Source organism: Pseudoxanthomonas sp. SGT-18 (genome assembly GCF_003931645.1).
Taxonomy (GTDB): Bacteria; Pseudomonadota; Gammaproteobacteria; order Xanthomonadales; family Xanthomonadaceae; genus Pseudoxanthomonas.
In genome coordinates this window covers 279,738-304,289 of record NZ_RRYJ01000002.1, presented here as the reverse complement: position 1 = coordinate 304,289, position 24,552 = coordinate 279,738, and the positions used below count along the sequence as shown (strand labels likewise).

Genomic DNA, 24,552 nt, shown 5'->3' with positions numbered 1-24,552 from the left:
TTTACTCCGCGTGCGGCTTGCCGGCCGCCGGCTTGTTGGAATGCTTGCCCGAATTGCCGCCCTTGCCGGGCTTCTTGCCTGGCGCCAGGCCCAGCGCCTCCCAGTCGGGCACCAGGCGGGCCTTGTCGATGTTGTCCAGCTCCACCACGAACTCCGCGCCGTCCAGGGCGAAGGCCACCTGGCCATTTTCCACCCTCAGGATCGTGCCTTGCAGCCTGCGGCGGCCTTCCTGCGGCAGCTTCAGCCCGACCTTGGCCTGCTGGCCGGCGAAACGGGCGAAATGCGCGGCGGTGAACAGCGGCCGGTCCATGCCCGGCGAGGACACCTCGAGGGTGTAGTTGCCGGAGATCGGGTCGGCCACGTCCAGCTGCGCGGACACCTCGCGGCTGACCGCCTCGCAGTCGTCGATGGTGACGGTGCGCTCCGGCTCGCCGCCGTCGGCGGCCGGCACGTCGATGTACAGGCGCAGGGTCGCGCCGCCCGGTGCCGGGAGGTATTCGACGCCCAGCAGCTCCAGCCCGAGCGACTCCACGGTCGGGGCGAGCAACTGGACGATTTCGCTGGTCTTTTCGCTCATCTTCGGCGGCAACTCCAACGCGGTGGGACGGGGCACGGCCTGCCGGCCGCATAAACGACAAGAGGCCCTTGCGGGCCTCTTGTGCTCGAGAGCCCTGTCGGGCTTCTCATCCGATGGTGCTGGAATCGGCGCAACGGCGGGAACATGCGCCGTTGCAAGCCCAGTCTTGAGGATCCCGCAGCCCTGGAAACCCAGGAACACCGCACAACCTCGAAACATGGTAGCGGGGGCAGGATTTGAACCTGCGACCTTCGGGTTATGAGCCCGACGAGCTGCCAGACTGCTCCACCCCGCATCAGAAGCGGAATTATGCCGGCTATCGCGCCTTGATGCAAGGCCCTTGCCGCATCTTCCGGAGCCTGCCCCGTGCCGGCGGCCTGCTCCCCGGAGCCGGCCGCGCGGCCGTCCCGGAACGCGGAGATTATACATGAACGAGCCGCGCGGATGGCCAGTCCGCGCACCCGGAAGACGCGGCGCGGCATCGCGCCCGCCTGCCCTGCAACGCAAAAGCCCCCGGGAAACCGGGGGCTTTTGCGTGTTCCGCGCGGAGCGGCGCGTCCTCACATGAAGGCGCGCTGGCACCACACCATGATCGGATCCCAGGCCAGGCCGAGGGCGAACAGGCCCACCGCGTTGACGCCCAGCACCACGCCAAGCACGCGGTCGTTGTGCGCCGCCAGCGGGGCGCCGGCCGGCTCGTCGAAGAACATGACCTTGATCACGCGCAGGTAGTAGTACGCGCCGACCACCGCCGCGACCACGCCGAGGATGGCCAGCCACAGCATGCCGCCCTGCAGCGCCGCGCGCAGCACGGCCAGCTTGGTCCAGAAGCCCAGCAGCGGCGGCACGCCGGCCAGCGAGGCCATCACCAGCAGCATCAGCAGCGCCATCCACGGGCTGCGCGCGGCCAGGCCCTTGAAGTCGTCGATGTTGTCCGCCTCGAAGCCCTTGCGCGACAGCGCGATGATCACGCCGAAGGCCGCGGCCGACATGATCGCGTAGCCGATGGTGTAGAACAGCGCCGCGGTGTAGCCGACCTGGTCGCCGCCGGCCAGGCCCATCAGCAGGTAGCCGATGTGCGAGACCGTCGAATAGGCCAGCATGCGCTTGATGTTGGTCTGGGCCAGCGCCATCAGGTTGCCGACCACCAGCGACACCGCCGACAGGCCGGCCAGCAGCCACTTCCATTCCGGCGCCAGCGGGCCCACGCCCATCTCCAGCAGGCGCCAGGCCATGCCGAAGGCGGCCAGCTTGGGCGCGGTGCTGACGAACAGCGCGACCGGGGCGGTGGCGCCCTGGTAGACGTCCGGCAGCCACATGTGGAACGGGGCGGCGCCCAGCTTGAAGGCCACGCCGGCGACCATGAACGCGGTGCCGGTCAGCAGCAGCGTGCGCTCGTCGCTGCCCTCGATCGAGGCGCGGATGGCGTCCAGGTGCAGGGTGCCGGTGGCGCCGTAGACCAGCGACATGCCGTACAGCAGCAGGCCGGAGGCCAGCGAGCCGAGCACGATGTACTTCATCGCCGCCTCGGTGGCGCGGCCGTTGTCGCGGTCGGCGGCGACCAGGGCGTACGAGCTCAGCGCCAGCAGCTCCAGGCCCAGGTAGACGACCACCAGGCTGCCGGCCGAGACCAGCATCATCATGCCGGCGGTGGCGAACAGCACCAGCACCGGCAGCTCGCCCTGGTACAGGTTGCGCTCGCGCAGGTAGCTCCAGCCGTAGACCAGGGTCAGGCCGCTCATCAGCACGATGGCGAGCTTCATGACGTCGGCGGCGGTGTCGCGCACGAACATGCCGGACATCACTTCGCCCTGCCCGCCCACGCCGGTGGCCAGCATCGCCAGCACCACGGCCAGCACCAGCACCGACAGGAAGTGCGTCCACACCTTGTGGCGCGCGTTGATGAACAGGTCGACGATCAACAGGGCGAAGGCACCGCCGATCAGCACCAGCTCGGGCAGCAACGGCACCAGCTCGGCGGCGGACGGCATCGCGAGGGACGTGGTCATCTTCGAAGAATCCTTACAGCTTGCTGGTGGCGATCTGGGTCGCCAGGTGCGCGATCGACGGTTCCATCAGGTCGGTCAGCGGCTTGGGCCACAGGCCGAACAGCAGGGTGCCGGCGGCGAACACGCCCAGCACCAGCACTTCGCGTGCGTTGATGTCCTTCAGCTCGGCCACGTGCGCATTGGCGACCTCGCCGAAGAACACGCGGCGGTACAGCCACAGGGTGTAGGCGGCCGCGGTGATCAGGGTCGTGGCCGCCAGCAGCGCCACCACCGGGTGCTTCTGGAAGCTGGCCAGCACCACCATGAACTCGCCGACGAAGCCGCTGGTGCCCGGCAGGCCCGCGTTGGCCATGAAGAACAGCATGGCGAAGGTGGCGAACCACGGCATCACGTTGGCCACGCCGCCGTAGTCGGCGATGCGGCGGGTGTGCATGCGGTCGTACAGCACGCCGATGCAGGAGAACATCGCGCCGGAGACGAAGCCGTGCGAGATCATCTGCATCATCGCGCCCTGCAGGCCCAGGCGGGCGGCGTCGACCGAGCCGAAGTCGCGCACCAGGGTGAAGGCGATGAAGCTGCCCAGGGTGACGAAGCCCATGTGCGCCACGGAGGAGTACGCCACCAGCTTCTTCATGTCGTCCTGGACCAGGGCGACCAGGCCGACGTAGATCACCGCGATCAGCGACAGGGCGATGATCAGCCAGGCCCACTCGTGGCCGGCGTCCGGGGTGATCGGCAGGTTGAAGCGCAGGAAACCGTAGCCGCCGATCTTCAGCGCGATCGCGGCCAGGATCACCGAACCGGCGGTCGGCGCCTCCACGTGCGCGTCCGGCAGCCAGGTGTGCACCGGGAACATCGGCACCTTCACCGCGAAGGCGATGGCGAAGGCGAAGAAGATCCAGGTCTGCTCCTTCGCGCTCAGCGGCAGCGCGTACAGGTCGGCCAGCTGGAAGCTGCCGCCCTTGATGTACAGGTAGATCAGCGCCACCAGCATCAGCACCGAGCCGAGGAAGGTGTACAGGAAGAACTTCATCGCCGCGTAGATGCGGCGCGGACCACCCCAGACGCCGATGATCAGGAACATCGGGATCAGCATGGCCTCGAAGAACACGTAGAACAGGATCGCGTCGGTGGCGGCGAAGATGCCGACCGTCACGCCCTCCAGGATCAGGAACGAGGCCACGTACTGGTTGACCCGCTTCTGGATCGACTCCCAGGCACCGATCAGCGCCAGCGGGGTGACGATGGTCGTCAGCAGGATCAGGGCGACGGCGATGCCGTCGGCGCCCAGGTTGTAGTGGATGTCGTAGGCCGGGATCCAGGCATGGCTCTCGACGAACTGCAGCCCGGGGGCGGCATAGTCGAACCCGGTCACCAGGCCCACGCTCAGGACCAGGGTCAGCAGGGCCACGCCCAGCGCGGACCAGCGTGCGGCCGCGGGCCGGTCGCCCAGCGCCAGCACCAGCGCACCGCCGATGATCGGCAGCCAGATCAGGACACTCAACAGGTGGTTCGCCACGTCGTGTTCTTCCGTGCAGTCAGTTCATTGCCAGTAACGCATGAGCACGGCCAGCAGTGCGATGAGGCCGATGATCATGGCGAAGGCATAGTGGTAGAGGTAACCGGACTGGGTGCGGCGCAGCAGCGCGGCGGCCAGGCCGATCACGCGGGCGCTGCCGTTGACGAACAGGCCGTCCACGATCTTGCTGTCGATCCAGCGCGACACGCGGCCCAGCGCCAGGCCGCCGCCGGCGAAGCCCTTGATCCACAGGTGGTCGAAGCCGTACTTCTCCTCCAGCACGCGCACCAGCGGGTGCAGCGAGCGGCGCAGGCGGCCCGGGACGTCCGGCTTCCACAGGTACAGCACCGCGGCGAGCACGAAGCCGGCGACGGTCAGCCAGAAGGCCGGCATCAGCATGCCGTGCAGCGCGTAGGCCACCGGGCCGTGCCAGTACTCGCGGCCGACCGCGGCGACGGTGTCGCGCGCCGGATCCAGGAAGTCGATCACGCCGGTGAAGAAGTTCACGGCCTGGCCCGGGACCAGCGCCTCGGCGTGGTGGCCGCGCCAGTCGGTGCCGAACAGCATCGGGCCGATGGTGAAGAAGCCGATCAGGATCGACGGGATCGCCAGCAGGACCAGCGGCACGGTCACCACCCACGGCGACTCGTGCGGCTCGTGCGCGCCGTGGTGGCCGTGGTCGTCGTGGCCATGGCCGTCGGCACGCGCGTCGTGGCCGCCCTGGGCCTCGGCGTCGGCGTGCGCGGCCGCGCCATGGGCGTGCTCGTCGTGGTGGGCGACGGCGTCGCGGAAGCGCTCCGGGCCATGGAAGGTCAGGAACAGCAGGCGGAAGCTGTAGAAGCTGGTGACGACCACGCCGCCGATCACCGCCCAGTAGCCGTAGGTGGCCACCCAGGAGCCGGCCTCGTGGGCGTGGTGCGCCGCGGCCTCGATGATGGTGTCCTTGGAGTAGAAGCCCGAGAAGAACGGGGTACCGACCAGGGCCAGGGTGCCGATCACGCTGGTCCAGTAGGTGACGGGCATGTACTTGCGCAGGCCGCCCATCTTGCGCATGTCCTGCTCGTGGTGCATGCCGATGATCACCGAGCCGGCGGCCAGGAACAGCAGCGCCTTGAAGAAGGCGTGGGTCATCAGGTGGAACACCGCCGCCGAGTAGGCCGACACGCCCAGGGCGACGGTCATGTAGCCCAGCTGCGACAGGGTCGAGTACGCGACCACGCGCTTGATGTCGTTCTGCACGATGCCGATCAGGCCGGTGAAGAACGCGGTGGTGGCGCCCACGAACAGGACGAAGTCCAGGGTCGCCTGCGACAGCTCGAACAGCGGCGACATGCGCGCCACCATGAAGATGCCGGCGGTCACCATGGTCGCGGCGTGGATCAGCGCCGAGATCGGGGTCGGGCCTTCCATCGAGTCCGGCAGCCACACGTGCAGCGGCACCTGCGCCGACTTGCCCATGGCGCCGATGAACAGGCACACGCAGATGATGGTGGCCACGCCCCAGGAATGGCCCTCGATGACCTGCACTTCCATGCCCTGCAGCATCGGCGCGCGGGCGAACACGGTGGCGTAGTCCAGGGTGCCGAACCACCACAGGATCGCGGCGATGCCCAGCAGGAAGCCGAAGTCGCCGACGCGGTTGACGATGAACGCCTTCATGTTGGCGAACACCGCGCTCGGGCGCTTGAACCAGAAGCCGATCAGCAGGTACGAGACCAGGCCCACCGCTTCCCAGCCGAAGAACAGCTGCAGGAAGTTGTTGCCCATGACCAGCATGAGCATCGAGAAGGTGAACAGCGAGATGTAGCTGAAGAAGCGCTGGTAGCCGGGGTCGTCGGCCATGTAGCCGATGGTGTACACGTGCACCAGCAGCGAGACGAAGGTGACGACCACCATCATCATCGCGGTCAGGCGGTCGACCATGAAGCCGACGTGGGCCGAGTAGCCGCCGACGTCGAAGAAGGTGTAGACGTTCTCGTTGAACGGCGCGGCGCCGCCGGCGACCAGCTGGTACAGGACCCAGCACGAGAGCGCGCAGCTGACCGCCACGCCCAGGATGGTCGCCGACTGCGCGCCCCTGCGGCCGACCTGGCGCCCGAACAGACCCGCGATGATGCTGCCCAGCAACGGGGCCAGGACGATCAGCAGCAGGTGGGTTTTGGAGATGATCATGGTTGCCGTCTAAGTTCCAGTACGTGCCGTTCGTGCCGTGATGCCGGTGGATCGAGCCGCCGGCCGCGCATGCCGCCACTTCCAATTCCGCCCGGCCTGGGCCGGGTCGGGCGCCGCCGGGGCGGCGCCCTTCGTCTTTGTCGCCCGCCGCTTTCGCGGCGTCCCTACCCGCCCCGGGGCGTCAGCCCTTGAGCGAATCCACCTCGGCGACGTTGATGGTGCCGCGGGTACGGAACAGCGCCACCAGGATCGCCAGGCCGATCGCCGCTTCCGCGGCCGCGACCGTCAGGATGAAGAACACGAAGAGCTGCCCCGCCGCATCGCCCAGCTCGCGCGAGAACGCGATGAAGTTGATGTTGACCGACAGCAGCATCAGCTCGATCGACATCAGCAGGACGATGATGTTCTTGCGGTTGAGGAAGATGCCCGCGAGGCTGATGCAGAACAGCACCGCGCCCAGCGCCAGCATGTGTCCGAGGGTGATCATGCCTGGCCCTCCCCTTCGGCCTTGGGTGCAAGCGGCGCCGGCTTCTCCGCCGGCATGGACACCATGCGCAGGCGGTCGGCGGCCCGGACCCGCGACTGCTCGGAGGCGTTCTGGGTCTTGATGCCGGTGCGCTTGCGCAGGGTGATCATCACCGCCGCGATCACCGCCACGGTCAGGATCACCGCGGCGAACTCGAACGGCAGGATGTACTCGGTGAACAGGGTCTCGGCCAGCCAGCGGGTGTTGGACGTCTCGGCCGCCAGCGCCGCGGCGTTGTCCGCCGGGAACGGGCTGGCCGAGCGGGCCTTGACGCCGATCAGCGCCAGCACCTGCACCAGCATCACCACCGCGACCACCAGGCCGACCGGCAGGAACCGGACCCAGCCCTCCCGGATCGCGGCGACGTCGATGTCCAGCATCATCACCACGAACAGGAACAGCACCATCACCGCGCCGACGTACACCAGGATCAGGGCCACGCCGAGGAACTCGGCACCGACCAGCAGCCAGGTGCAGGCCACGGAGAAGAAGGTGAGGATCAGGCACAGCACCGCGTTGACCGGGTTGCGCACGCTGATCACGGCGCCGGCCGAGGCCACGGCCACGGCGGCGAAGGCATAGAAAGCGATCTTGATCCAGTCCATCGTGGCCTCAGCGGTAGGCGGCGTCGGCGGCGCGACGCTCGGCGATCTCCGCCTCGAGGCGGTCGCCGATGGCGAGCAGCTGCGGCTTGGTGACGATGTTCTCGCCGCGCTTCTCGAAGTGGTATTCCATCACGTGCGTCTCCACGATCGAATCCACCGGGCAGCTTTCCTCGCAGAAGCCGCAGTAGATGCACTTGAACAGGTCGATGTCGTAGCGCGTGGTGCGGCGGGTGCCGTCCTCGCGCCGCGCGGAGTCGATGGTGATGGCCAGCGCCGGGCACACCGCCTCGCACAGCTTGCAGGCGATGCAGCGCTCCTCGCCGTTCGGGTAGCGCCGCAGCGCGTGCAGGCCGCGGAAGCGCGGCGACTGCGGGAACTTCTCCATCGGGTACATCATCGTGTACTTGGGACGGAACAGGTACCGCAGGGTCAGCCCCAGGCCCTGGATCAGCTCCAGCAGCAGCAGGCTCTTGAAGTAGTGGACGACTTTGTTCATCGGATCAGGCGCCCTTCTCGAACACGCCAAAGAACACCAGCAGAGCGGTCACCGCGATCCAGAAGATCGTCAACGGGATGAAGACCTTCCAGCCCAGACGCATGATCTGGTCGTAGCGGTAGCGCGGGAAGCTGGCGCGGAACCAGATGTATGCGCTGGCGAAGAACACCACCTTGGCCAGCAGCCACGGCCAGCCGCCCTTCCAGACCCAGTCGATCCACGGCGAAACGTCCGCCGTGACCCAGCCCTGGATCGGGCTCAGCCAGCCGCCGAGGAAGAAGATCGAGATCAGGAAGCTGACCAGGATCATGTTGGCGTACTCGGCCAGGAAGAACAGCGCGAACGCCGAACCGGAGTACTCCACCATGTGGCCGGCCACGATCTCCGACTCGCCCTCGACCACGTCGAACGGCGCGCGGTTGGTCTCGGCCACGCCGGACACCCAGTACACGACGAACAGCGGCAGCAGCGGCAGCCAGAACCACTCGAAGAAGCCGGCGTTGCCCGACTGCGCCATGACGATGTCGGTCAGGTTGAGGCTGCCGGCGGCGATCAGCACGCCCACCAGGGCGAAGCCCATGGCGATCTCGTAGCTGACCACCTGGGCGGCCGAGCGCATCGCGCCGAGGAAGGCGTACTTCGAGTTGGAGGCCCAGCCGGCGATGATGATGCCGTACACGCCCATCGAGGTCATCGCCAGCAGGTACAGCAGGCCGGCGTTGGCGTTGGACAGGACCAGCTGGTAGTCGAACGGCACCACCGCCCAGGCGGCGAAGGCCGGCGCCAGTACGATCAACGGCGCGATGACGTACATCACCTTGTGCGCGTTGGCCGGACGGATGACCTCCTTGAACAGCAGCTTGAAGACGTCCGCGAACGCCTGGAAGATGCCCATGCCCACGTACATGGGCCCGTGGCGCACGTGCATCCAGCCGATTAGCTTGCGCTCCCAGACCACGTAGAACGCCACGGCGATGATCACCGGCATGGCGATGGTCAGGACCTTCAGCACGATCCACAGCGCCGGGCCCAGTTCGCCCAGGCCGTAGAACCACTCGCGCAGCGGACCGACCGCGTTGATCAGCAGCTCGTTCATGCCTTCACCACCTCGACCCGGCCAGCGCCCAGCGGCGCGGTGGCGCCGTGGCCACCTTCAATCCATGCCGCACCCGCGGCCACCCGCGCATCGACCACGGCCGGCAGGGTGGCCGTGCCATGCGCGCCCTTGACCTTGACCACCGCGCCGGACTCGATGCCGGCGGCGTCCGCCGGGTTGAGCACGATGCGCGGGGCGACGTTGAGCGGATGCGCCTGCAGCGCGGCCGCGCGGCGCACCACCGCGTCGGTGCGGTAGATCGCCGGGACCAGGGCCAGCTCCAAGGCGCCCTCGCCCGCCGCGCCGGCCGAGCCGGCGCGCACCTGCACCTGGCGGCCGCCTTCCAGCATCGCGCGTGCGCCGGCCAGGTCGGTGAACTCGAAGCCGGCCAGCCCCAGCTCGCCGCCGAGCGCGCGCAGCACGCGCCAGCCCTCGCGGGCCTGGCCCGGCAGGCGGCCGGCCGCGTGCGCGGACTGCTCGACGCCGTTGAGGTTGGTCAGCGTGGCCTCGATCTCCGGCAGCAGGCCGATCGGCAGGATCACGTCGGCCACCGCGCGGGTGGACTCGCAGGCGAAGTGGCTGAAGGCCACGACCTTTGCAGCGTTCAGCGCCTTCAGCCCGGAGGCGGTGTCGGCGAAGTCCAGGCCCGGCTCGATGCCGTACAGCACGTAGGCGCGGCGCGGCTCGGCGAACATGCCGGCGACGTCGCGGGCGGCCGGCAGCACGCCGGCGCGGGCCAGGCCCACGGCGTTGGCGCCCTGCGGGATGCGGCACAGCGCCGCGCCGGTGGCGGCGGCGAAGTCGCGCGCGGCGGCGCGGATCGCGGCGGCCTGCGGGTGGTTCTCGGCGATGGCGCCGACGATCACCACCGGGCGGGTCGCGCCCTGCAGCGCGCCGCGCAGCTCGGCCCCGCCCAGCACCTCGGCGATGCGCGACGGCGGCACGATGTGCTTGCCGGCGGCGGCGAAGGTGAAGTCGAAGTCGACCGGGTTGACCACGTGGATGCGCGCACCGCGCTTGGTCTGTGCCTTGCGCAGGCGGGCGTGCAGCAGCGGCAGCTCGTGGCGGATGTTGGAACCGACCACGACGACCACGTCGGCCTGCTCGATCTCGGCGACCGGCAGGGCGAACGGCTCGGCGACCGCGGCGTCGGAGAAGTCGCGGTTGGCGATGCGGTGGTCGATGTTGGCGGTGCCCAGGCCGGCCGCCAGCGCGGCCAGCAGGCCGCCCTCCTCGTTCGAGGTCGCCGGGTGCACCAGCACGCCCAGGTCGTCGCCCTTGTTCTCGCGCAGGATCGCGGCGGCGGCGGACAGGGCCTCGGCCCAGGTCGCCTCCTTCCACTCCCCGCCCTGCTTGACCAGCGGCACGGTGGCGCGGTCGGCGGCGTTCAGGCCCTGGTGCGAATAGCGGTCGCGGTCGGACAGCCAGCACTCGTTGACCAGCTCGTTCTCGCGCGGCACGGCGCGCAGCACCTCGCCGCGGCGGCTGTGCAGGAACAGGTTCGAGCCCAGCGCGTCGTGGTAGCCCAGCGACTCCTTGGCGATCAGCTCCCACGGACGGGCGCGGAACTGGAACACCTTGTTGGTCAGCGCGCCGACCGGGCACACGTCGATGACGTTGCCGGACAGCTCGGTGGTCAGCGGCTTGCCGTCGTAGGTGCCGATCTGCAGGTTCTCGCCGCGGTACATGCCGCCCAGCTCGTACGTACCGGCGATCTCGCCGGTGAAGCGCACGCAGCGGGTGCACTGGATGCAGCGGGTCATCTCGGTGGCGACCAGCGGGCCGATGTCCTCGTCCGGCACCACGCGCTTGCGCTCGACGAAACGGCTGACCGAGCGGCCATAGCCCAGCGACAGGTCCTGCAGCTCGCACTCGCCGCCCTGGTCGCAGACCGGGCAGTCCAGCGGGTGGTTGATCAGCAGGAACTCCAGCACGTTGCGCTGCGACTTGAGGGCCTTCTCGTTGCGGGTGAAGACCTTCATGCCGTCCATCACCGGCGTGGCGCAGGCCGGCGACGGCTTCGGCGCGGCGCGGCCGCCGACCTCGGTGTCGACCAGGCACATGCGGCAGTTGGCGGCGATGGCCAGCTTGTCGTGGTAGCAGAAACGCGGGATCGGGATGCCGGCCTTGTCGGCAACCTGGATGATCATCGACCCCTTGGGCGCGGCCAGCTCGACGCCGTCGATGAAGACGGTGACGTGGTCCGGCGGAAGGTTCGGGTTGACGGGCTGCGCACTCACGCGGCCACCTCCACGTTGGAGCGGACGACCGTGCCGTTGCGCTCGTCGTCGACGAGGAAGCGCTTGTTCACGATCGCGTATTCGAATTCATGCCAGAAGTGGCGCAGGAAGCCCTGCACCGGCCACGCGGCGGCCTCGCCGAACGCGCAGATGGTGTGGCCCTCGATCTGCCCCGCCGCGGTGCGCAGCATGTGCAGGTCGTCCAGCGTCGCCTCCAGGTTGGCGATGCGGGTCAGCATGCGGTACATCCAGCCGGTGCCCTCGCGGCACGGCGTGCACTGGCCGCAGCTCTCCTTGTAGTAGAAGCGGGCGATGCGCTGGCAGGCGCGCACCATGCAGGTGGTGTGGTCCATGACGATGACCGCGCCCGAACCCAGGCCGGAACCGGCCTTCTGGATCGAGTCGTAGTCCATGGTCAGGCCCATCATCACCTCGCCCGGCAACACCGGCATCGACGAGCCGCCCGGGATCACCGCCTTGATGCGGTTGCCGTTGCGGATGCCGCCGGCCATCTCCAGCAGCTCGGTGAACGGGGTGCCGAGGCGGATCTCGTAGTTGCCCGGGCGCGCGACGTGGCCGGAGACCGAGAAGATCTTGCAGCCGCCGTTGTTCGGCTTGCCCAGGCCCATGAACCACTCCGGGCCGTTGCGGATGATCGCCGGCACCGAGGCGTAGGTCTCGGTGTTGTTGATCGTGGTCGGCTTGCCGTACAGGCCGAAGTTGGCCGGGAACGGCGGCTTGAAGCGCGGCTGGCCCTTCTTGCCCTCCAGCGACTCCATCAGCGCGGTTTCCTCGCCGCAGATGTAGGCGCCGGCGCCGAGGGCGTTGTAGATGTCGATGTCCACGCCCGAGCCGAGGATGTCCTTGCCCAGCCAGCCGTGCTTGTAGGCCTCGGCCAGGGCTTCCTCAAGGTGCTCGAACGGCTCGTGGTGGAACTCGCCGCGCAGGTAGTTGTAGCCCACGGTCGCGCCGGTCGCGTAGCAGGCGATGGCCATGCCCTCGATCACCGCGTGCGGGTTGAAGCGCAGGATGTCGCGGTCCTTGCAGGTGCCCGGCTCGGACTCGTCCGAGTTGCAGAGGATGTACTTCTGCATGTCGCCCTTGGGCATGAAGCTCCACTTCAGGCCGGTCGGGAAGCCAGCGCCGCCGCGGCCGCGCAGGCCGGACTGCTTGACCATCTCGATGATGTCGGCCGGCGGGATCTTCTCGGTCAGGATCTTGCGCAGCGCCTGGTAGCCGCCGGTCTTGAGGTAGTTCTCGTACGACCAGGGCTTGTCGAAGTGCAGCGTCGTGTAGACCGCCTGGTGCTCCTTCGGCGCGGGGCCGACCGGGCCGTAGCCCTCGGAAATCTTCGGGTGATGTGCCATCTGCGCCGGCCTCACTTCAGTCCGTCGAGCAGCTCGTCCACCTTCTCGGGGGTGAGCTTCTCGTGGTAATGGCCGTTGATCACGACCACCGGGGCGCCGCAGCACGCGGCCACGCACTCTTCCTCGCGCTTGAGGTAGACGCGGCCGTCGGCGGTGGATTCGCCCAGCTTGCAGCCCAGCTTCTTCTCGGCGTGCTCGACCAGCTCCTGCGCGCCGTTGAGCCAGCAGCTGATGTTGGTGCAGAACGCAACGTTGTTGCGGCCCACCGGCTGGGTCTCGAACATCGAGTAGAAGGTGGCGACCTCGTAGGCCCACACCGGCGGGATGTCCAGGTACTTGGCGACGGCGGCGATCAGTTCGTCGCTCAGCCAGCCCCCGTTCTGTTCCTGGGCCGCGTGCAGGCCCTGCAGCACCGCCGACCGCTTGCGGTCCGGCGGGAACTTGGTCAGCCAGTGGTCGATGTGCGCGCGCGTCGCGTCGCTCAGCACGACCATCGGGTCGACGTTGCGCGCGTTCTCGAAGTTACCGGTGGCCTTCATCGATCCACCTCACCAAACACAAGGTCATAAGTACCGATCATGGCCACGACGTCGGCCAGCATGTGGCCGCGCACGATCTCGTCCATGGACGACAGGTGCGCGAAGCCCGGGGCGCGCAGGTGCACGCGGAACGGCTTGTTGGCGCCGTCGGAGACCAGGTAGCAGCCGAACTCGCCCTTCGGCGCCTCGACCGCGGCGTAGGTCTCGCCGGCCGGCACGCAGTAGCCCTCGGAGAACAGCTTGAAGTGGTGGATCAGGGCTTCCATGTCGTCCTTCATCTCCTCCCGCTTGGGAGGGGCGACCTTGTAGTTCCTGACCATCACCGGGCCCGGGTTTTCCTTCAGCCACTTCACGCACTGGGCGATGATGCGGTTGGACTGGCGCATCTCGGCGATGCGGACCAGGTAGCGGTCGTAGCAGTCGCCGTTGACGCCCACCGGGATGTCGAAGTCCACCGCGTCGTACTTGGCGTACGGCTGCTTCTTGCGCAGGTCCCAGGCGATGCCCGAGCCGCGCAGCATCACGCCGGTCATGCCCCAGGCATAGGCCTGCTCCGGGGTGACCACGCCGATGCCGACGGTACGCTGCTTCCAGATGCGGTTGTCGGTCAGCAGCGTCTCGTACTCGTCGACGCGCTTGGGGAACTCGCGGGTGAAGTGCTCGAGGTAGTCCAGGAGCGAACCCTCGCGGGCCTCGTTGAAGCGCTTGAGCTTGGCGCCCTTGTGCCAGGGCGACTCCTTGTACTTCGGCATCCGGTCCGGCAGGTCGCGGTAGACGCCGCCGGGACGGTAGTAGGCCGCGTGCATGCGCGCGCCGCTGACCGCCTCGTAGACGTCCATCAGCTCCTCGCGCTCGCGGAACGCGTACAGGAACACCGCCATCGCGCCCAGGTCCAGCGCGTTGGAGCCGACCCACATCAGGTGGTTCAGGATGCGGGTGATCTCGTCGAACATGGTGCGGATGTACTGGGCGCGCTCGGGCGCCTCGATCCCCAGCAGGGTCTCGATCGCGCGCACGTAGGCGTGCTCGTTGCACATCATCGACACGTAGTCCAGCCGGTCCATGTACGGGATCGACTGGTTGAACGGCTTGGACTCGGCCAGCTTCTCGGTGCCGCGGTGGAGCAGGCCCACGTGCGGGTCGGCGCGGACGATGGTCTCGCCGTCCATTTCCAGGATCAGGCGCAGCACGCCGTGCGCGGCCGGGTGCTGCGGGCCGAAGTTCATCGTGTAGTTGCGGATCTCCTGCCGCAGCGCGGAGGAGTCGCCGGCCGGCGCCTGGCCGGGCTGGCTGTGGCTGTCGGTAAGCATCTGGGCGCTCACTTGGCGGCCTCCCGTTGTGCGGCCTCGCCTGCGGCGGTCTGGTAGCGGGCGTCGTCGCGGATCACGCGCGGCACGCCGACGCGCGGCTCGACCGAGGTCACCGGCTCGTAGACCACGCGCTTGCGCTGCTCGTCGTAGCGGACCTCGACGTTGCCGATCAGCGGGAAGTCCTTGCGGAACGGATGGCCGACGAAACCGTAGTCCGTCATGATCCGGCGCAGGTCCGGATGGCCTTCGAAGACGATGCCGTACAGGTCGAACGCCTCGCGCTCGAACCAGTTGGCGCCGCGCCACACCGGGGTCAGCGACGGCACCACCGGCAGCGAGTCGTCCTCGGCGAAGCAGCGCACGCGCAGGCGGCAGTTGTTGGCGTAGGACAGCAGGTGGGCGACCGCGGCGAAGCGGCGCTCCGGCGCCAGCACCGGCAGCGAGCCGGCCGGGCCCTGCTCCATGGGCTTCTCGCCCCAGCCGAAGCGGCCCGGGCCCTTGCCCTCGACGCCGCGGCTGAAGCCGGTGGAGGACACGTCCTCGGTATCCCACTCGTCGCTGCCGTAGCCCATGTAGTCGACGCCACACAGGTCGGTGAGCTGCTCGAAGCCGAACTCGTCGCGCAGGGCGTGGCAGGTGGCCAGCAGGTCCTGGGCGGAAACCTCGAGGGTGACTTCACCACGGGGCTCGGCCACGGTGACCGTGGCGCCGGGGAATCGGTCGCGCAGTCGCTGGGCGAAGGTGGCAGCTGGCTCGGCCATGGGGCTTGGCGTTTCCGTCGTTCGTGCGCGCCGGGGCGCGCGGTGGATCAGGTAGGAGGGTCAGCGGGCGATGGTGTTGTTCTTGTTCGCCGCCACCGTCTGGGTGCGCCAGATCTTCTTCTGCAGCTGCAGGATGCCGTAGACCAGCGCCTCGGCGGTCGGCGGGCAGCCGGGCACGTAGATGTCCACCGGCACGATGCGGTCGCAGCCGCGCACCACGGAGTAGGAGTAGTGGTAGTAGCCGCCGCCGTTGGCGCAGCTGCCCATGGAGATGACCCACTTCGGGTCGGGCATCTGGTCGTAGACCTTGCGCAGCGCCGGGGCCATCTTGTTGACCAGGGTGCCGGCCACGATCATCACGTCGGACTGGCGCGGCGACGGGCGGAACACCACGCCGTAACGGTCCAGGTCCAGGCGCGCGGCGCCGGCGTGCATCATCTCGACCGCGCAGCAGGCCAGGCCGAAGGTCATCGGCCACATCGAGCCGGTGCGGGCCCAGTTGACCAGGGCGTCGACGCTGGTGGTGACGTAGCCCTTCTCCAGCAGCGGGTTCTCGCCGGCGGGCCGCAGGATGTCCTCGACCCGGCCCTCGGGCATCGGGTTGGTCATCAGGCGGTCGATGGTTTGGATCACTCCCATTCGAGCGCTCCCTTCTTCCAGACGTAGACGAAGCCGAGGAAGAGCATCCCCACGAACAGGGCCATGGTGACCAGCGCGCGCGGCCCCAGGTCCTGGAACACGAGGGTCCACGGCACGATGAAGATGATTTCCAGGTCGAAGACGATGAACTGGATCGCGATGAGGTAGTAGCGCACGTCGAACTTCATGCGCGCGTCCTCGAAGGCCTCGAAGCCGCACTCGTACGGCGACAGCTTCTCGGCGTCCGGACGGCGCGGTCCGAGCACGCGGCCAACGATGATCAGCGCGATGCCGATCCCGGTGGCCACGATCAGGAACAGCAGGGTCGGCAGGTATTGGGCCAGCACGTGTGGTTCTCTCTTGCCTCTGCCCTGGAGCGGGCTTGGGTGGGCGGTGGCGGCCGCGTCAGCGGCTCCCCTCGCCTGTCCTGCCGCGGCCTGGCCGCGGAACTTGCCAATGCGCCGCGCGGCACGGGAGACCCCGGCCGCGCGGTTGTGCATAGCAGCGGGATTGTAGCGTCCGCGGCGATAAGGGTAAACGCTTTGGACGTTTGTCGCCGCCTCCGCAACTTTCCCGCGGAAACAAAGAAGCCCGCCGAAGCGGGCCGTCTTCGCCCGGCGCACGCGCCGGGACCATGTAGTTGGTGCCCAAGAGGGGACTCGAACCCCTACGACTCTCGTCGCTACCACCTCAAGGTAGTGCGTCTACCAATTCCGCCACCTGGGCCTGAAACCTTCACCGCGCCGCCTGGCGCGGTGGCGCATTGTACGCGTTACTGCTGCGGCTGCGTAGCCGTTCCGGCGGCATTTTCTTCCTGCGCCGGGGCCGGGACCTCGCCCGCCGCCGGCGTGGCGGCCGGGACCTCGGAAGCAGCCGGCGGGGCCGGCAGCTCGCCCGGGGCCGCGACGGGCGCCGCCGGGACCTCGAGCTGGCCCATCACGCCCAGGTCCTGCTGCACCACCGGGCGGGCGCTGTGGGTGGCGTACCAGGCCATGAACAGGCTGATGCCGAAGAACACCACGGCCAGCCACTTGGTGCTCTTGGACAGGAAGTTGGACGCGCCGCGCGCGCCGAACACGGTGCCGGAGGCGCCCGCGCCGAAGCCGGAGCCGGCGGCCGCGCCGGCGCCGCGCTGCAGCAGGATCAGCACGATCATGGCGATCGCCACCAGCACGTACACCACGTTGAGGATCAGCATCAGCATTGTCAGGGTCTCGCTTACCGCGCCGCCGCAGCGGCCCGGGCAATGGCCAGGAAATCGGCGGCCACCAGGGAGGCGCCGCCGATCAGCCCGCCGTCCACGTCCGGCTGCGCGCACAGCGCGCCGGCGTTGTCGGGCTTCACGCTGCCCCCGTACAGGATGGGCAGCGAATCGGCGATTCTAGCATCGTGCGCGGCGATCTGGCGACGGATGAAGGCGTGCATCTCCTGGGCCTGCTCCGGGCTGGCGGTGCGGCCGGTGCCGATCGCCCAGCACGGCTCGTAGGCGACCACCGCCGATTCGAAGCCCCCCACCCCGACCAGGTCCAGCACAGGCTGCAGCTGGGCGGCGATGACGTCCTGGGCGCGGCCGGCCTCGCGGTCCTCCAGGTGCTCGCCCATGCACAGCACCGGCACCAGCCCGGCCTGCAGGCAGGCCTGGAACTTGCGCGCGACCAGCTCGCTGCTCTCGGCGTGGTAGCGGCGGCGCTCGGAATGGCCGCACAGCGCGTAGCGGGCGCCCACGTCGGCCACCATCCGCGCCGAGACCTCGCCGGTGTAGGCGCCTTCCATGTTGGGGCTCACGTCCTGGGCGCCGAACACCAGGGCCGAGCCCTCGAAGTCCTCGATCAGGTCGCCCAGGTAGGGCATCGGCGGCATGACCACCAGTTCCACGCCCGGGACCGGGGCCTGCGCGGCGACCTCGGCCACCAGCGAGGTCGCGAAGTCCCGCGTTCCATAGAGCTTCCAGTTGCCGGCGACGATCCTGCGACGCATGCCTGCTCCCGAATCAGCGGTTGGGGCGCGGAAGAATACCCTGCGGTACGGAAAAGCGCCCCCTGACAACGCTGGACAGGGGGCGCTTCCACCCAGGTGGTGCTTACTTGAGCTTGATCTCGCGCAGGCGCTGCTCGAGGAAGCCCTGGGCGGTGATCGGCTCCGGATAGCGGCTGGGGTTGTCCGCGCTCACGCAGGACGGCAGCACGTCGATCAGGAAATCCGGGTTCGGGTGCAGGAAGAACGGCACCGAGTAGCGCGGCTTGCGCGCCTCCTCGCCCGGGGGGTTGACCACGCGGTGGATGGTCGACGGGTACACGTGGTTGGTCAGGCGCTCGAGCATGTCGCCGATGTTGACCACGATGGTGTCGCCCTCGGAGGTGAACGGCACCCACTCACCCTCGTGCGAGCGCACTTCCAGGCCCGCGGCGCTGGCGCCGACCAGCAGGGTGATGAAGTTGATGTCGCCGTGGGCGCCGGCGCGCACGTTGGGGATGTCGTCGGCGGTGATCGGCGGGTAGTGGATCGGGCGCAGGATCGAGTTGCCGAAGTTGGTCTTGTCGGCGAAGAAGTCCTCCGGCAGGCCGATGTGCAGCGCCAGCGCGCTCAGCACGCGCGAGCCCAGCGAATCCAGCGCCTGGTACAGGGCGTAGCCGTACTCGCGGAACTCCGGCACCTCCTCCGGCCACAGGTTCGGCGGCATGTACTGGCGGTACTTGGAGTCGTCCGGGATCTCGCGGCCGATGTGCCAGAACTCCTTGAGGTCGTAGTGCTGGCTGCCCTTGGCGGTTTCCACGCCGAACGGGGTGTAGCCGCGCGCGCCGCCGCCGCCGGGCACGTGGTACTTCTTCTTCACCTCCTCCGGGAGGGCGAAGAACTTCTTGAAGGCGGCGTAGGCGTTGTCGATCAGTTCCGGCGGGATGCCGTGGTTGCTGATGCCGGCAAAGCCCCACTCGCGGTAGGCCGCACCGAGCTCGGCGACGAAGGCCTCGCGGTCGGTGTCGTAGCGGGTGATGTCGAAGGTGGGGATACGGGCGGACATTAAGGGGAATACTCCGGGGTGGTGCGGCGCCGGCCACCCGGCCGGCGCCTTGGGGATCTGCCGGCTCAGCCGGCCGCCTGGCGCACGGCCGAGGCAAGGGTGTCGAGGGTGGCCTGCATCAGCGCGGCGTCGTCGGCTTCCACCGTGACCCGCACCACCGGCTCGGTGCCGGAGGGACGCAGGAAGGCGCGGCCGCGGCCCTGCACCGCCGCCTGGGCCTGCTCCAGCGCCTGGCGCACGCCCGGCGCGGCGACCACGTCGGCCGCCCTGGCGCCGTCCAGGCGCACGTTGACCGTGGCCTGCGGCACCACCGACAGGCCTTCCAGGGCCTGGTCCAGGCGCTTGCCGGCGCGGCGCAGGGCGTCGAGCACCTGCAGCGCGCTGACGATGGCGTCGCCGGTGGTGGCGCGGTCCAGGCACAGCAGGTGGCCGGAGGCCTCGCCGCCGAGCACGCCGCCGCCCTCGACCAGGGCCTGGTGCACGTAGCGGTCGCCGACCTTGGCGCGCAGGAACGGGATGCCGGCCTGCGCCAGCGCCTTCTCCAGGCCGTAGTTGGTCATCAGCGTGCCGACCACCGGGCCGCGCAGGCGGCCGCTGGCCTGCCAGTCGCGCGCCAGCACGTACAGCAGGCCGTCGCCGTCGACCGTGCGGCCGGCGGCGTCGACCATCAGCACGCGGTCGCCGTCGCCGTCGAAGGCGATGCCCAGGTCGGCACCGGCCTCCACGACCTTGGCCGCGAGGTTGCCGATGTGCATCGAGCCGACGCCGTCGTTGATGTTGATGCCGTCCGGGGCGGCGCCGATGGCGGTCACCTCCGCGCCCAGCTCGCGGAACATCAGCGGGGCGATGTGGTACGTGGCGCCGTGGGCGCAGTCGAGCACCACCTTCAGCCCGCGCAGGTCGAAGCCGCGCGGCACCGAGGCCTTGCAGAACTCGATGTAGCGGCCGACCGCGTCGCGCGCGCGCGCCACCTTGCCCAGCTGCCCGGACTCGACCGTGGCGAACGGCGCGTCCAGCGCGGCCTCGATCGCCAGCTCGGTGGCGTCGTCCAGCTTCTCGCCCTCGGCGGAGAAGAACTTGATGCCGTTGTCGTAGTGCGGGTTGTGCGAGGCGCTGATGACGATGCCGGCGTCCGCGCCCAGGGTACGGGTCAGGAACGCCACCGCCGGGGTCGGCATCGGCCCCAGCATCTGCACGTTGACCCCGGCCGCGACCAGGCCGGCCTCCAGGGCCGACTCGAACATGTAGCCGGAGATACGGGTGTCCTTGCCGATCACCACGGTCGGGCGGGCCTGGCCGCCGGCGGCCAGCACCCGGCCAAGGGCATTGCCCAGGCGCAGGACGAAGTCGGCGGAAATCGGCCCCTGCCCGACCCGGCCGCGAATGCCGTCGGTCCCGAAATAGCGGCGGGAACTGCTCATGCTGCGTCCAGCGCCCCGTCGTCGGGCTTGGGCTGGCGCATCAGCATGGCCAGCAGGGTGGCCAGGCGGTCGCGCAGCTCGCGGCGGTCGCAGATCTGGTCGATGGCGCCGTGCTCGAGCAGGAACTCCGAGCGCTGGAAGCCCTCGGGCAGCTTCTCGCGCACGGTCTGCTCGATCACGCGCGGGCCGGCGAAGCCGATCAGCGCCTCCGGCTCGGCGATGTTGAGGTCGCCCAGCATCGCGAACGAGGCCGACACGCCGCCGGTGGTCGGATGGGTCAGCACCGAGATGTAGGGGATGCCGGCCGCGCGCAGGCGGCCCAGGGCCGCCGAGGTCTTGGCCATCTGCATCAGCGAGAACAGGCTTTCCTGCATGCGCGCGCCGCCGGAGGCGGAGAAGTTGACGAACGGGGCGCCGATCTCCAGCGCGCGCTCGGCGGCCAGGGTGAACTTCTCGCCCACCACCGAGCCCATCGAGCCGCCCATGTAGGCGAAGTCGAACGAGCTGGCCACCAGCGGCCGGCCCTTGAGGCGGCCCTCCATGGCGACCAGGGCGTCGTACTCGCCGGTGGCCTTCTGGGTGGCCTTGATGCGGTCGGCGTAGCGCTTCTGGTCGCGGAACTTGAGCACGTCGGTCGGCGCCAGGTTGGGGGCGATCTCGGTGGTGCTACCGGGGTCGAACAGCGAGGCCAGGCGCGCGCGGGCACGGATGGGCATGTGGAAGGCGCACTTGGGGCACACCTCCAGGTTCTCCTCCAGCTCCGGGCGGTAGAGCGCGGCGCCGCAGCGGTCGCACTTCTCCCACAGGCCCTCGGGGACGCTGCGCTTGCGGGTGGAGGCGCTTTCGGTGCGGATGCCGGAGGGCATCAGTTTGCTGAGCCAGCTCATGCGGGGCGGTCGTTTCCGTTCAGCGGCCGGGGCGGCCGGTAAAGGCGGACAGTCTAGCCCAGCACCCCCTCCCCCCGCGCATGAAACCATTTCCGTACCAATACGTATGGTACGCTCCTGCCCCCGCCCCCGATCCATGTTCCCACCGCAATGACGCCCGCGCTGATGCGCCACGGCATGAACCTGTGGCCCCCGTTCCTGTTCACCGGCATCCACGTCGCCGAGCTGGCGCCGGACTGGCGCCATGCCCGGGTCGAGCTGCGCCTGCGCCCCTGGAACCGCAACTACGTCGGCACCCACTTCGGCGGCAGCCTGTTCGCCATGACCGACCCGTTCTGGATGCTGTTGCTGATGCACTGCCTGGGCCGGGACTACTACGTGTGGGACCGCGAGGGCCGGATTGAATTCCTGCGCCCGGGGCGCAGCACCGTCTCCACCGAATTCCGCATCGACGACGCGGTGCTGGAGCAGATCCGGGCCGCCACCGCCGGCGGCGACAAGTACCTGCACTGGTTCGCCAACGACGTGGTCGACACCGAGGGCCAGGTCGTGGCCCGGGTGCACAAGCAGGTCTACGTGCGGCGCAAGCCCGACCGGCGCCCGGCCCCGGGCGGCTGAAGCGGCCGACCGGCGACGGCATCCTCCACGCCGCCACCGCCGCGGCCAGCAGCCTGCCGGCTTCCGGGTCCGGGGGCGGTCCCCGACCCGCCCGGACCATGCGGGTGGCGCTATACAATCCGCGCCATGACCCCCGCCGCCCCTGCGCCGTCGCGCGCCTCGCTGCAACGCCTGTTCCTCACCGGACTGCTGACCCTGTTGCCGCTGTGGCTGACCTGGGTGGTGATCAAGTTCGTGTTCGTGCTGCTGTCCGGGATCAGCAGCCCCTGGGTGGGGCCGCTGTCGCGGCGCATCGCCGCCTCCTTCCCCGGCTACCTGGACTGGGTCCAGGTGGTGTGGGTGCAGAACACCATCGCCATGCTCGCCACCCTGCTGGTGATCCTGGGGGTGGGCGTGCTGGCCCGGCGCGTGGTCGGCCAGCGCCTGCTGCGCTGGTTCGAGGCGCTGATCGCGCGGGTGCCGCTGGCCAACGTGATCTACACCAGCGCGCGCAAGCTGCTGGACATCCTGCAGACCAAGCCCGGCAGCACCCAGCGCGTGGTCCTGATCGACTTCCCGCACCGGGAGATGAAGTCCATCGGCCTGGTCACCCGGGTGCTGCGCGAGGAAGGCACCGGGCGCGAGCTGGCCGCGGTGTACGTGCCGACCACGCCCAACCCCACCTCCGGCTACCTGGAGGTGGTGCCGGTGGAACTGCTCACGCCCACCGACTGGACCGTGGACCAGGCCATGAGCTTCATCATCTCCGGCGGCGCGGTGGCCCCGGAAAGCATGCCCTTCACCCGCGCGGGGGAGCGCTGATGGAAGCGGCCGTGTTCGCCCGTCCGCTGCAGGACCGCGCGGTGCGGCTGTTCATCGTGCTGGCCGCGTTCTTCTGCGCCAACGCGGTGCTGGCCGAGTTCATCGGGGTCAAGATCTTCGCCCTGGAGGACACCCTCGGCCTGGCCCCGTTCGAATGGAACCTGTTCGGCCAGAGCGGCTCGCTGAGCTTCACCGCCGGCACCCTGCTGTGGCCGGTGGTGTTCGTGATGACCGACACCATCAACGAGTTCTTCGGCCGCCGCGGGGTGCGCTTCATTTCCTGGCTGGCGGCCGCGCTGATCGGCTACGGCTTCCTGTTCGCCTTCGCCGCGATCTGGCTGGCCCCGGCCGGCTGGTGGCGCGAGGCCGCGGTGGCCCAGGGCGTGCCGGACTACCAGGCCGCGTTCGCCGCGGTGTTCGGCCAGGGCCTGTGGACCATTGCCGGCTCGCTGACCGCGTTCATGGTCGGCCAGCTGGTCGACGTGGCCGTGTTCCATCGCATCCGCCGCGCCACCGGCGAGCGCCACGTATGGCTGCGCGCCACCGGCTCGACCGCGGTCTCGCAGCTGGTGGACAGCTTCGTGGTGATCTGGATCGCCTTCGTGCTTGGCCCGCAGAAGTGGCCGACCTCGCTGTTCCTGGCGGTCAGCACCCTCAACTACGCCTACAAGATGCTGTGCGCGATCGCCCTGATCCCGCTGCTGTACCTGATGCGGCGGGCGATCATCGCCTACCTGGGCGCCGAGCGCGCCCGCCAGCTGCGCGAGCAGGCGGCGGCCTGACCCCCGCCTTCCGGCATATCCCGGGGCCGCCCCGGGCACGCTAGGCTGCAGCCAGTCCCTGGACTGGAGCCGCGCCGATGCTGCGACTGTTGCCCTTGCTGATGCTTGCCGGCACCCCGGCCGCGCAGGACGTGCACGACGTGCCGGAGCAGGTGCAGGCGCTGCTGCGCGACTACCAGGGCCAGGTGCCCGGCGCCTCGGTGCTGGTGCTGCGCGACGGCGAGCCGCTGCTGCGCGCCGCCTGGGGCATGGCCGACCTGGAGGCCGGGGTGCCGGCCACCCCGCGCAGCTGCTACCGCCTGGCCTCGCTGACCAAGCAGTTCACCGCCGCGGCGATCCTGCTGCTGGCCCAGGACGGGCGGCTGTCGCTGCACGATCCGGCCAGGCGCTGGCTGCCCTCGCTGCCGCCGGCGGCCGCGGCGGTCACCCTGCACCACCTGCTGTCGCACACCTCCGGCCTGGTCGACTACGAGGACGTGCTGCCGGCGGGCCTCGACCGCCAGGTGCACGACGCCGACGTGCTGGCCATCCTCGGAGGCCAGGACCGCACCTACTTCCCGCCCGGCAGCGCCTACCGCTACAGCAACAGCGGCTACGCCCTGCTGGCGCTGGTGGTCGAGCGCGCCTCGGGGCAGGACTTCCCGGCGTTCCTGCGCGAACGCATCTTCGCGCCGTTGGGCATGGCCACCGCCGTGGCCCATCGCGAAGGCCACGACACCGTCGCCCACCGCGCCTGGGGCTACAGCCAGGCCGGCGGCGCCTGGGTGCGCACCGACCAGAGCCCGACCAGCGCGGTGCTGGGCGACGGCGGCATCTACGCCTCGGTCGACGACCTGGCGCGCTGGGAGGCGGCGCTGCACGACGACCGCCTGCTGCGCCAGCCCTGGCGCGGGCTGATGTTCGCCCCGCACACGGCCACCGACGAGCCCGACGTGCCGCACTACGGCTATGGCTGGCGCCTCAACGGCGACAGCACCTGGCACAGCGGCGAGAGCATCGGCTTCCGCAACGCCATCGTGCGCTGGCCGCGGCAGCGCCTGGCGGTGGTCGTGCTGAGCAACCGCGACGAACCCGGCCCCTATCCGCTGGCGCTGGCCCTGGGCCGCCTGTACGGCGCGCCCGCGGCCGGCGCCGGGCCCTGACTCGGATTTTCCCGCCCCCGGCACCC

The 24,552-nt window shown here is 69.5% G+C and carries 24 protein-coding genes and 2 tRNA genes; 4 read left to right on the top strand and 22 right to left on the bottom strand.

Annotated features, from left to right (window positions below; translation table 11 throughout):
* Nucleotide 1: 1 nt before the first annotated feature.
* The 22 genes from rimP to accD all read right to left on the bottom strand — a co-directional run bounded on the left by rimP (nt 2) and on the right by accD (nt 21,183).
* Nucleotides 2–577 carry a ribosome maturation factor RimP gene (gene rimP / locus EIM47_RS04455; RefSeq protein ID WP_158675197.1) on the bottom strand — a complete coding sequence of 192 codons (576 nt, stop codon included), beginning with the start codon at nt 575–577 and terminating at the stop codon, nt 2–4.
* A 218-nt stretch (nt 578–795) separates the two neighbouring features.
* A tRNA-Met gene (locus EIM47_RS04450) sits at nt 796–872 on the bottom strand.
* A 265-nt stretch (nt 873–1,137) separates the two neighbouring features.
* Entirely contained in the window at nt 1,138–2,586 is a 1,449-nt protein-coding gene (gene nuoN, locus EIM47_RS04445; RefSeq protein ID WP_026010401.1) for an NADH-quinone oxidoreductase subunit NuoN, read from the bottom strand.
* Between the two features lie 13 nt (nt 2,587–2,599).
* Nucleotides 2,600–4,105, bottom strand: a complete 1,506-nt coding sequence (locus EIM47_RS04440) for an NADH-quinone oxidoreductase subunit M (protein WP_019398057.1) — start codon at nt 4,103–4,105, stop codon at nt 2,600–2,602.
* Nucleotides 4,106–4,129: 24 nt separating this feature from the next.
* Nucleotides 4,130–6,277 carry an NADH-quinone oxidoreductase subunit L gene (gene nuoL / locus EIM47_RS04435; RefSeq protein WP_019398058.1) on the bottom strand — a complete coding sequence of 716 codons (2,148 nt, stop codon included), beginning with the start codon at nt 6,275–6,277 and terminating at the stop codon, nt 4,130–4,132.
* Between the two features lie 181 nt (nt 6,278–6,458).
* Complete coding sequence (gene nuoK, locus EIM47_RS04430; RefSeq protein ID WP_028914711.1) at nt 6,459–6,764, bottom strand: NADH-quinone oxidoreductase subunit NuoK; 306 nt, start codon at nt 6,762–6,764, stop codon at nt 6,459–6,461.
* On the bottom strand, nt 6,761–7,408 hold the full coding sequence (locus EIM47_RS04425) for an NADH-quinone oxidoreductase subunit J (RefSeq protein WP_019398060.1): 648 nt from the start codon (nt 7,406–7,408) through the stop codon (nt 6,761–6,763). Before EIM47_RS04425 ends, nuoK begins: the two co-directional genes overlap by 4 nt.
* Nucleotides 7,409–7,415: 7 nt before the next feature.
* Nucleotides 7,416–7,904 (bottom strand): NADH-quinone oxidoreductase subunit NuoI, encoded by a 489-nt coding sequence (gene nuoI, locus EIM47_RS04420; RefSeq protein ID WP_028914712.1) that lies wholly within the window; start codon nt 7,902–7,904, stop codon nt 7,416–7,418.
* Nucleotides 7,905–7,908: 4 nt separating this feature from the next.
* Nucleotides 7,909–9,000 (bottom strand): NADH-quinone oxidoreductase subunit NuoH, encoded by a 1,092-nt coding sequence (gene nuoH / locus EIM47_RS04415; protein ID WP_019398062.1) that lies wholly within the window; start codon nt 8,998–9,000, stop codon nt 7,909–7,911.
* Complete coding sequence (gene nuoG, locus EIM47_RS04410) at nt 8,997–11,240, bottom strand: NADH-quinone oxidoreductase subunit NuoG (RefSeq protein ID WP_028914713.1); 2,244 nt, start codon at nt 11,238–11,240, stop codon at nt 8,997–8,999. The genes nuoH and nuoG overlap by 4 nt, the downstream gene beginning before the upstream one ends.
* A complete protein-coding gene (gene nuoF, locus EIM47_RS04405; protein WP_019398064.1) occupies nt 11,237–12,607 on the bottom strand; it encodes an NADH-quinone oxidoreductase subunit NuoF in 1,371 nt (456 codons plus the stop codon). The genes nuoG and nuoF overlap by 4 nt, the downstream gene beginning before the upstream one ends.
* A gap of 11 nt (nt 12,608–12,618) precedes the next feature.
* Entirely contained in the window at nt 12,619–13,146 is a 528-nt protein-coding gene (gene nuoE, locus EIM47_RS04400) for an NADH-quinone oxidoreductase subunit NuoE (protein WP_019398065.1), read from the bottom strand.
* Nucleotides 13,143–14,456 (bottom strand): NADH-quinone oxidoreductase subunit D, encoded by a 1,314-nt coding sequence (locus EIM47_RS04395; RefSeq protein ID WP_050992146.1) that lies wholly within the window; start codon nt 14,454–14,456, stop codon nt 13,143–13,145. Before EIM47_RS04395 ends, nuoE begins: the two co-directional genes overlap by 4 nt.
* Nucleotides 14,457–14,464: 8 nt before the next feature.
* The gene (locus EIM47_RS04390) at nt 14,465–15,217 is read right to left on the bottom strand and encodes an NADH-quinone oxidoreductase subunit C (protein ID WP_028914714.1); all 753 of its coding nucleotides are present in this window, start codon (nt 15,215–15,217) and stop codon (nt 14,465–14,467) included.
* Nucleotides 15,218–15,277: 60 nt separating this feature from the next.
* On the bottom strand, nt 15,278–15,856 hold the full coding sequence (locus tag EIM47_RS04385) for an NADH-quinone oxidoreductase subunit B (protein WP_026010402.1): 579 nt from the start codon (nt 15,854–15,856) through the stop codon (nt 15,278–15,280).
* Nucleotides 15,847–16,203 carry an NADH-quinone oxidoreductase subunit A gene (locus EIM47_RS04380; RefSeq protein ID WP_019398069.1) on the bottom strand — a complete coding sequence of 119 codons (357 nt, stop codon included), beginning with the start codon at nt 16,201–16,203 and terminating at the stop codon, nt 15,847–15,849. Before EIM47_RS04380 ends, EIM47_RS04385 begins: the two co-directional genes overlap by 10 nt.
* 294 nt (nt 16,204–16,497) lie before the next feature.
* A tRNA-Leu gene (locus EIM47_RS04375) sits at nt 16,498–16,582 on the bottom strand.
* A gap of 46 nt (nt 16,583–16,628) precedes the next feature.
* Entirely contained in the window at nt 16,629–17,060 is a 432-nt protein-coding gene (secG, locus tag EIM47_RS04370; RefSeq protein ID WP_037034456.1) for a preprotein translocase subunit SecG, read from the bottom strand.
* 14 nt (nt 17,061–17,074) lie between these two features.
* Nucleotides 17,075–17,833: a triose-phosphate isomerase gene (gene tpiA, locus EIM47_RS04365; protein WP_019398071.1), complete on the bottom strand. Its 759-nt coding sequence runs from the start codon at nt 17,831–17,833 to the stop codon at nt 17,075–17,077.
* Between the two features lie 103 nt (nt 17,834–17,936).
* The gene (locus tag EIM47_RS04360; protein ID WP_019398072.1) at nt 17,937–18,875 is read right to left on the bottom strand and encodes a 2-oxoglutarate and iron-dependent oxygenase domain-containing protein; all 939 of its coding nucleotides are present in this window, start codon (nt 18,873–18,875) and stop codon (nt 17,937–17,939) included.
* Between the two features lie 65 nt (nt 18,876–18,940).
* On the bottom strand, nt 18,941–20,296 hold the full coding sequence (gene glmM, locus EIM47_RS04355; RefSeq protein WP_019398073.1) for a phosphoglucosamine mutase: 1,356 nt from the start codon (nt 20,294–20,296) through the stop codon (nt 18,941–18,943).
* Entirely contained in the window at nt 20,293–21,183 is an 891-nt protein-coding gene (accD, locus tag EIM47_RS04350; RefSeq protein ID WP_026010403.1) for an acetyl-CoA carboxylase, carboxyltransferase subunit beta, read from the bottom strand. Before accD ends, glmM begins: the two co-directional genes overlap by 4 nt.
* A gap of 150 nt (nt 21,184–21,333) precedes the next feature.
* Between accD and EIM47_RS04345 the strand changes: the two genes are divergently transcribed.
* The 4 genes from EIM47_RS04345 to EIM47_RS04330 all read left to right on the top strand — a co-directional run bounded on the left by EIM47_RS04345 (nt 21,334) and on the right by EIM47_RS04330 (nt 24,526).
* The gene (locus tag EIM47_RS04345) at nt 21,334–21,801 is read left to right on the top strand and encodes a DUF4442 domain-containing protein (protein ID WP_019398075.1); all 468 of its coding nucleotides are present in this window, start codon (nt 21,334–21,336) and stop codon (nt 21,799–21,801) included.
* Nucleotides 21,802–21,927: 126 nt separating this feature from the next.
* Entirely contained in the window at nt 21,928–22,602 is a 675-nt protein-coding gene (locus EIM47_RS04340; RefSeq protein ID WP_125076246.1) for a DUF502 domain-containing protein, read from the top strand.
* Complete coding sequence (locus tag EIM47_RS04335) at nt 22,602–23,384, top strand: queuosine precursor transporter (protein ID WP_125076245.1); 783 nt, start codon at nt 22,602–22,604, stop codon at nt 23,382–23,384. The genes EIM47_RS04340 and EIM47_RS04335 overlap by 1 nt, the downstream gene beginning before the upstream one ends.
* Nucleotides 23,385–23,461: 77 nt before the next feature.
* Entirely contained in the window at nt 23,462–24,526 is a 1,065-nt protein-coding gene (locus tag EIM47_RS04330) for a serine hydrolase domain-containing protein (RefSeq protein ID WP_125076244.1), read from the top strand.
* Nucleotides 24,527–24,552: the final 26 nt, after the last annotated feature.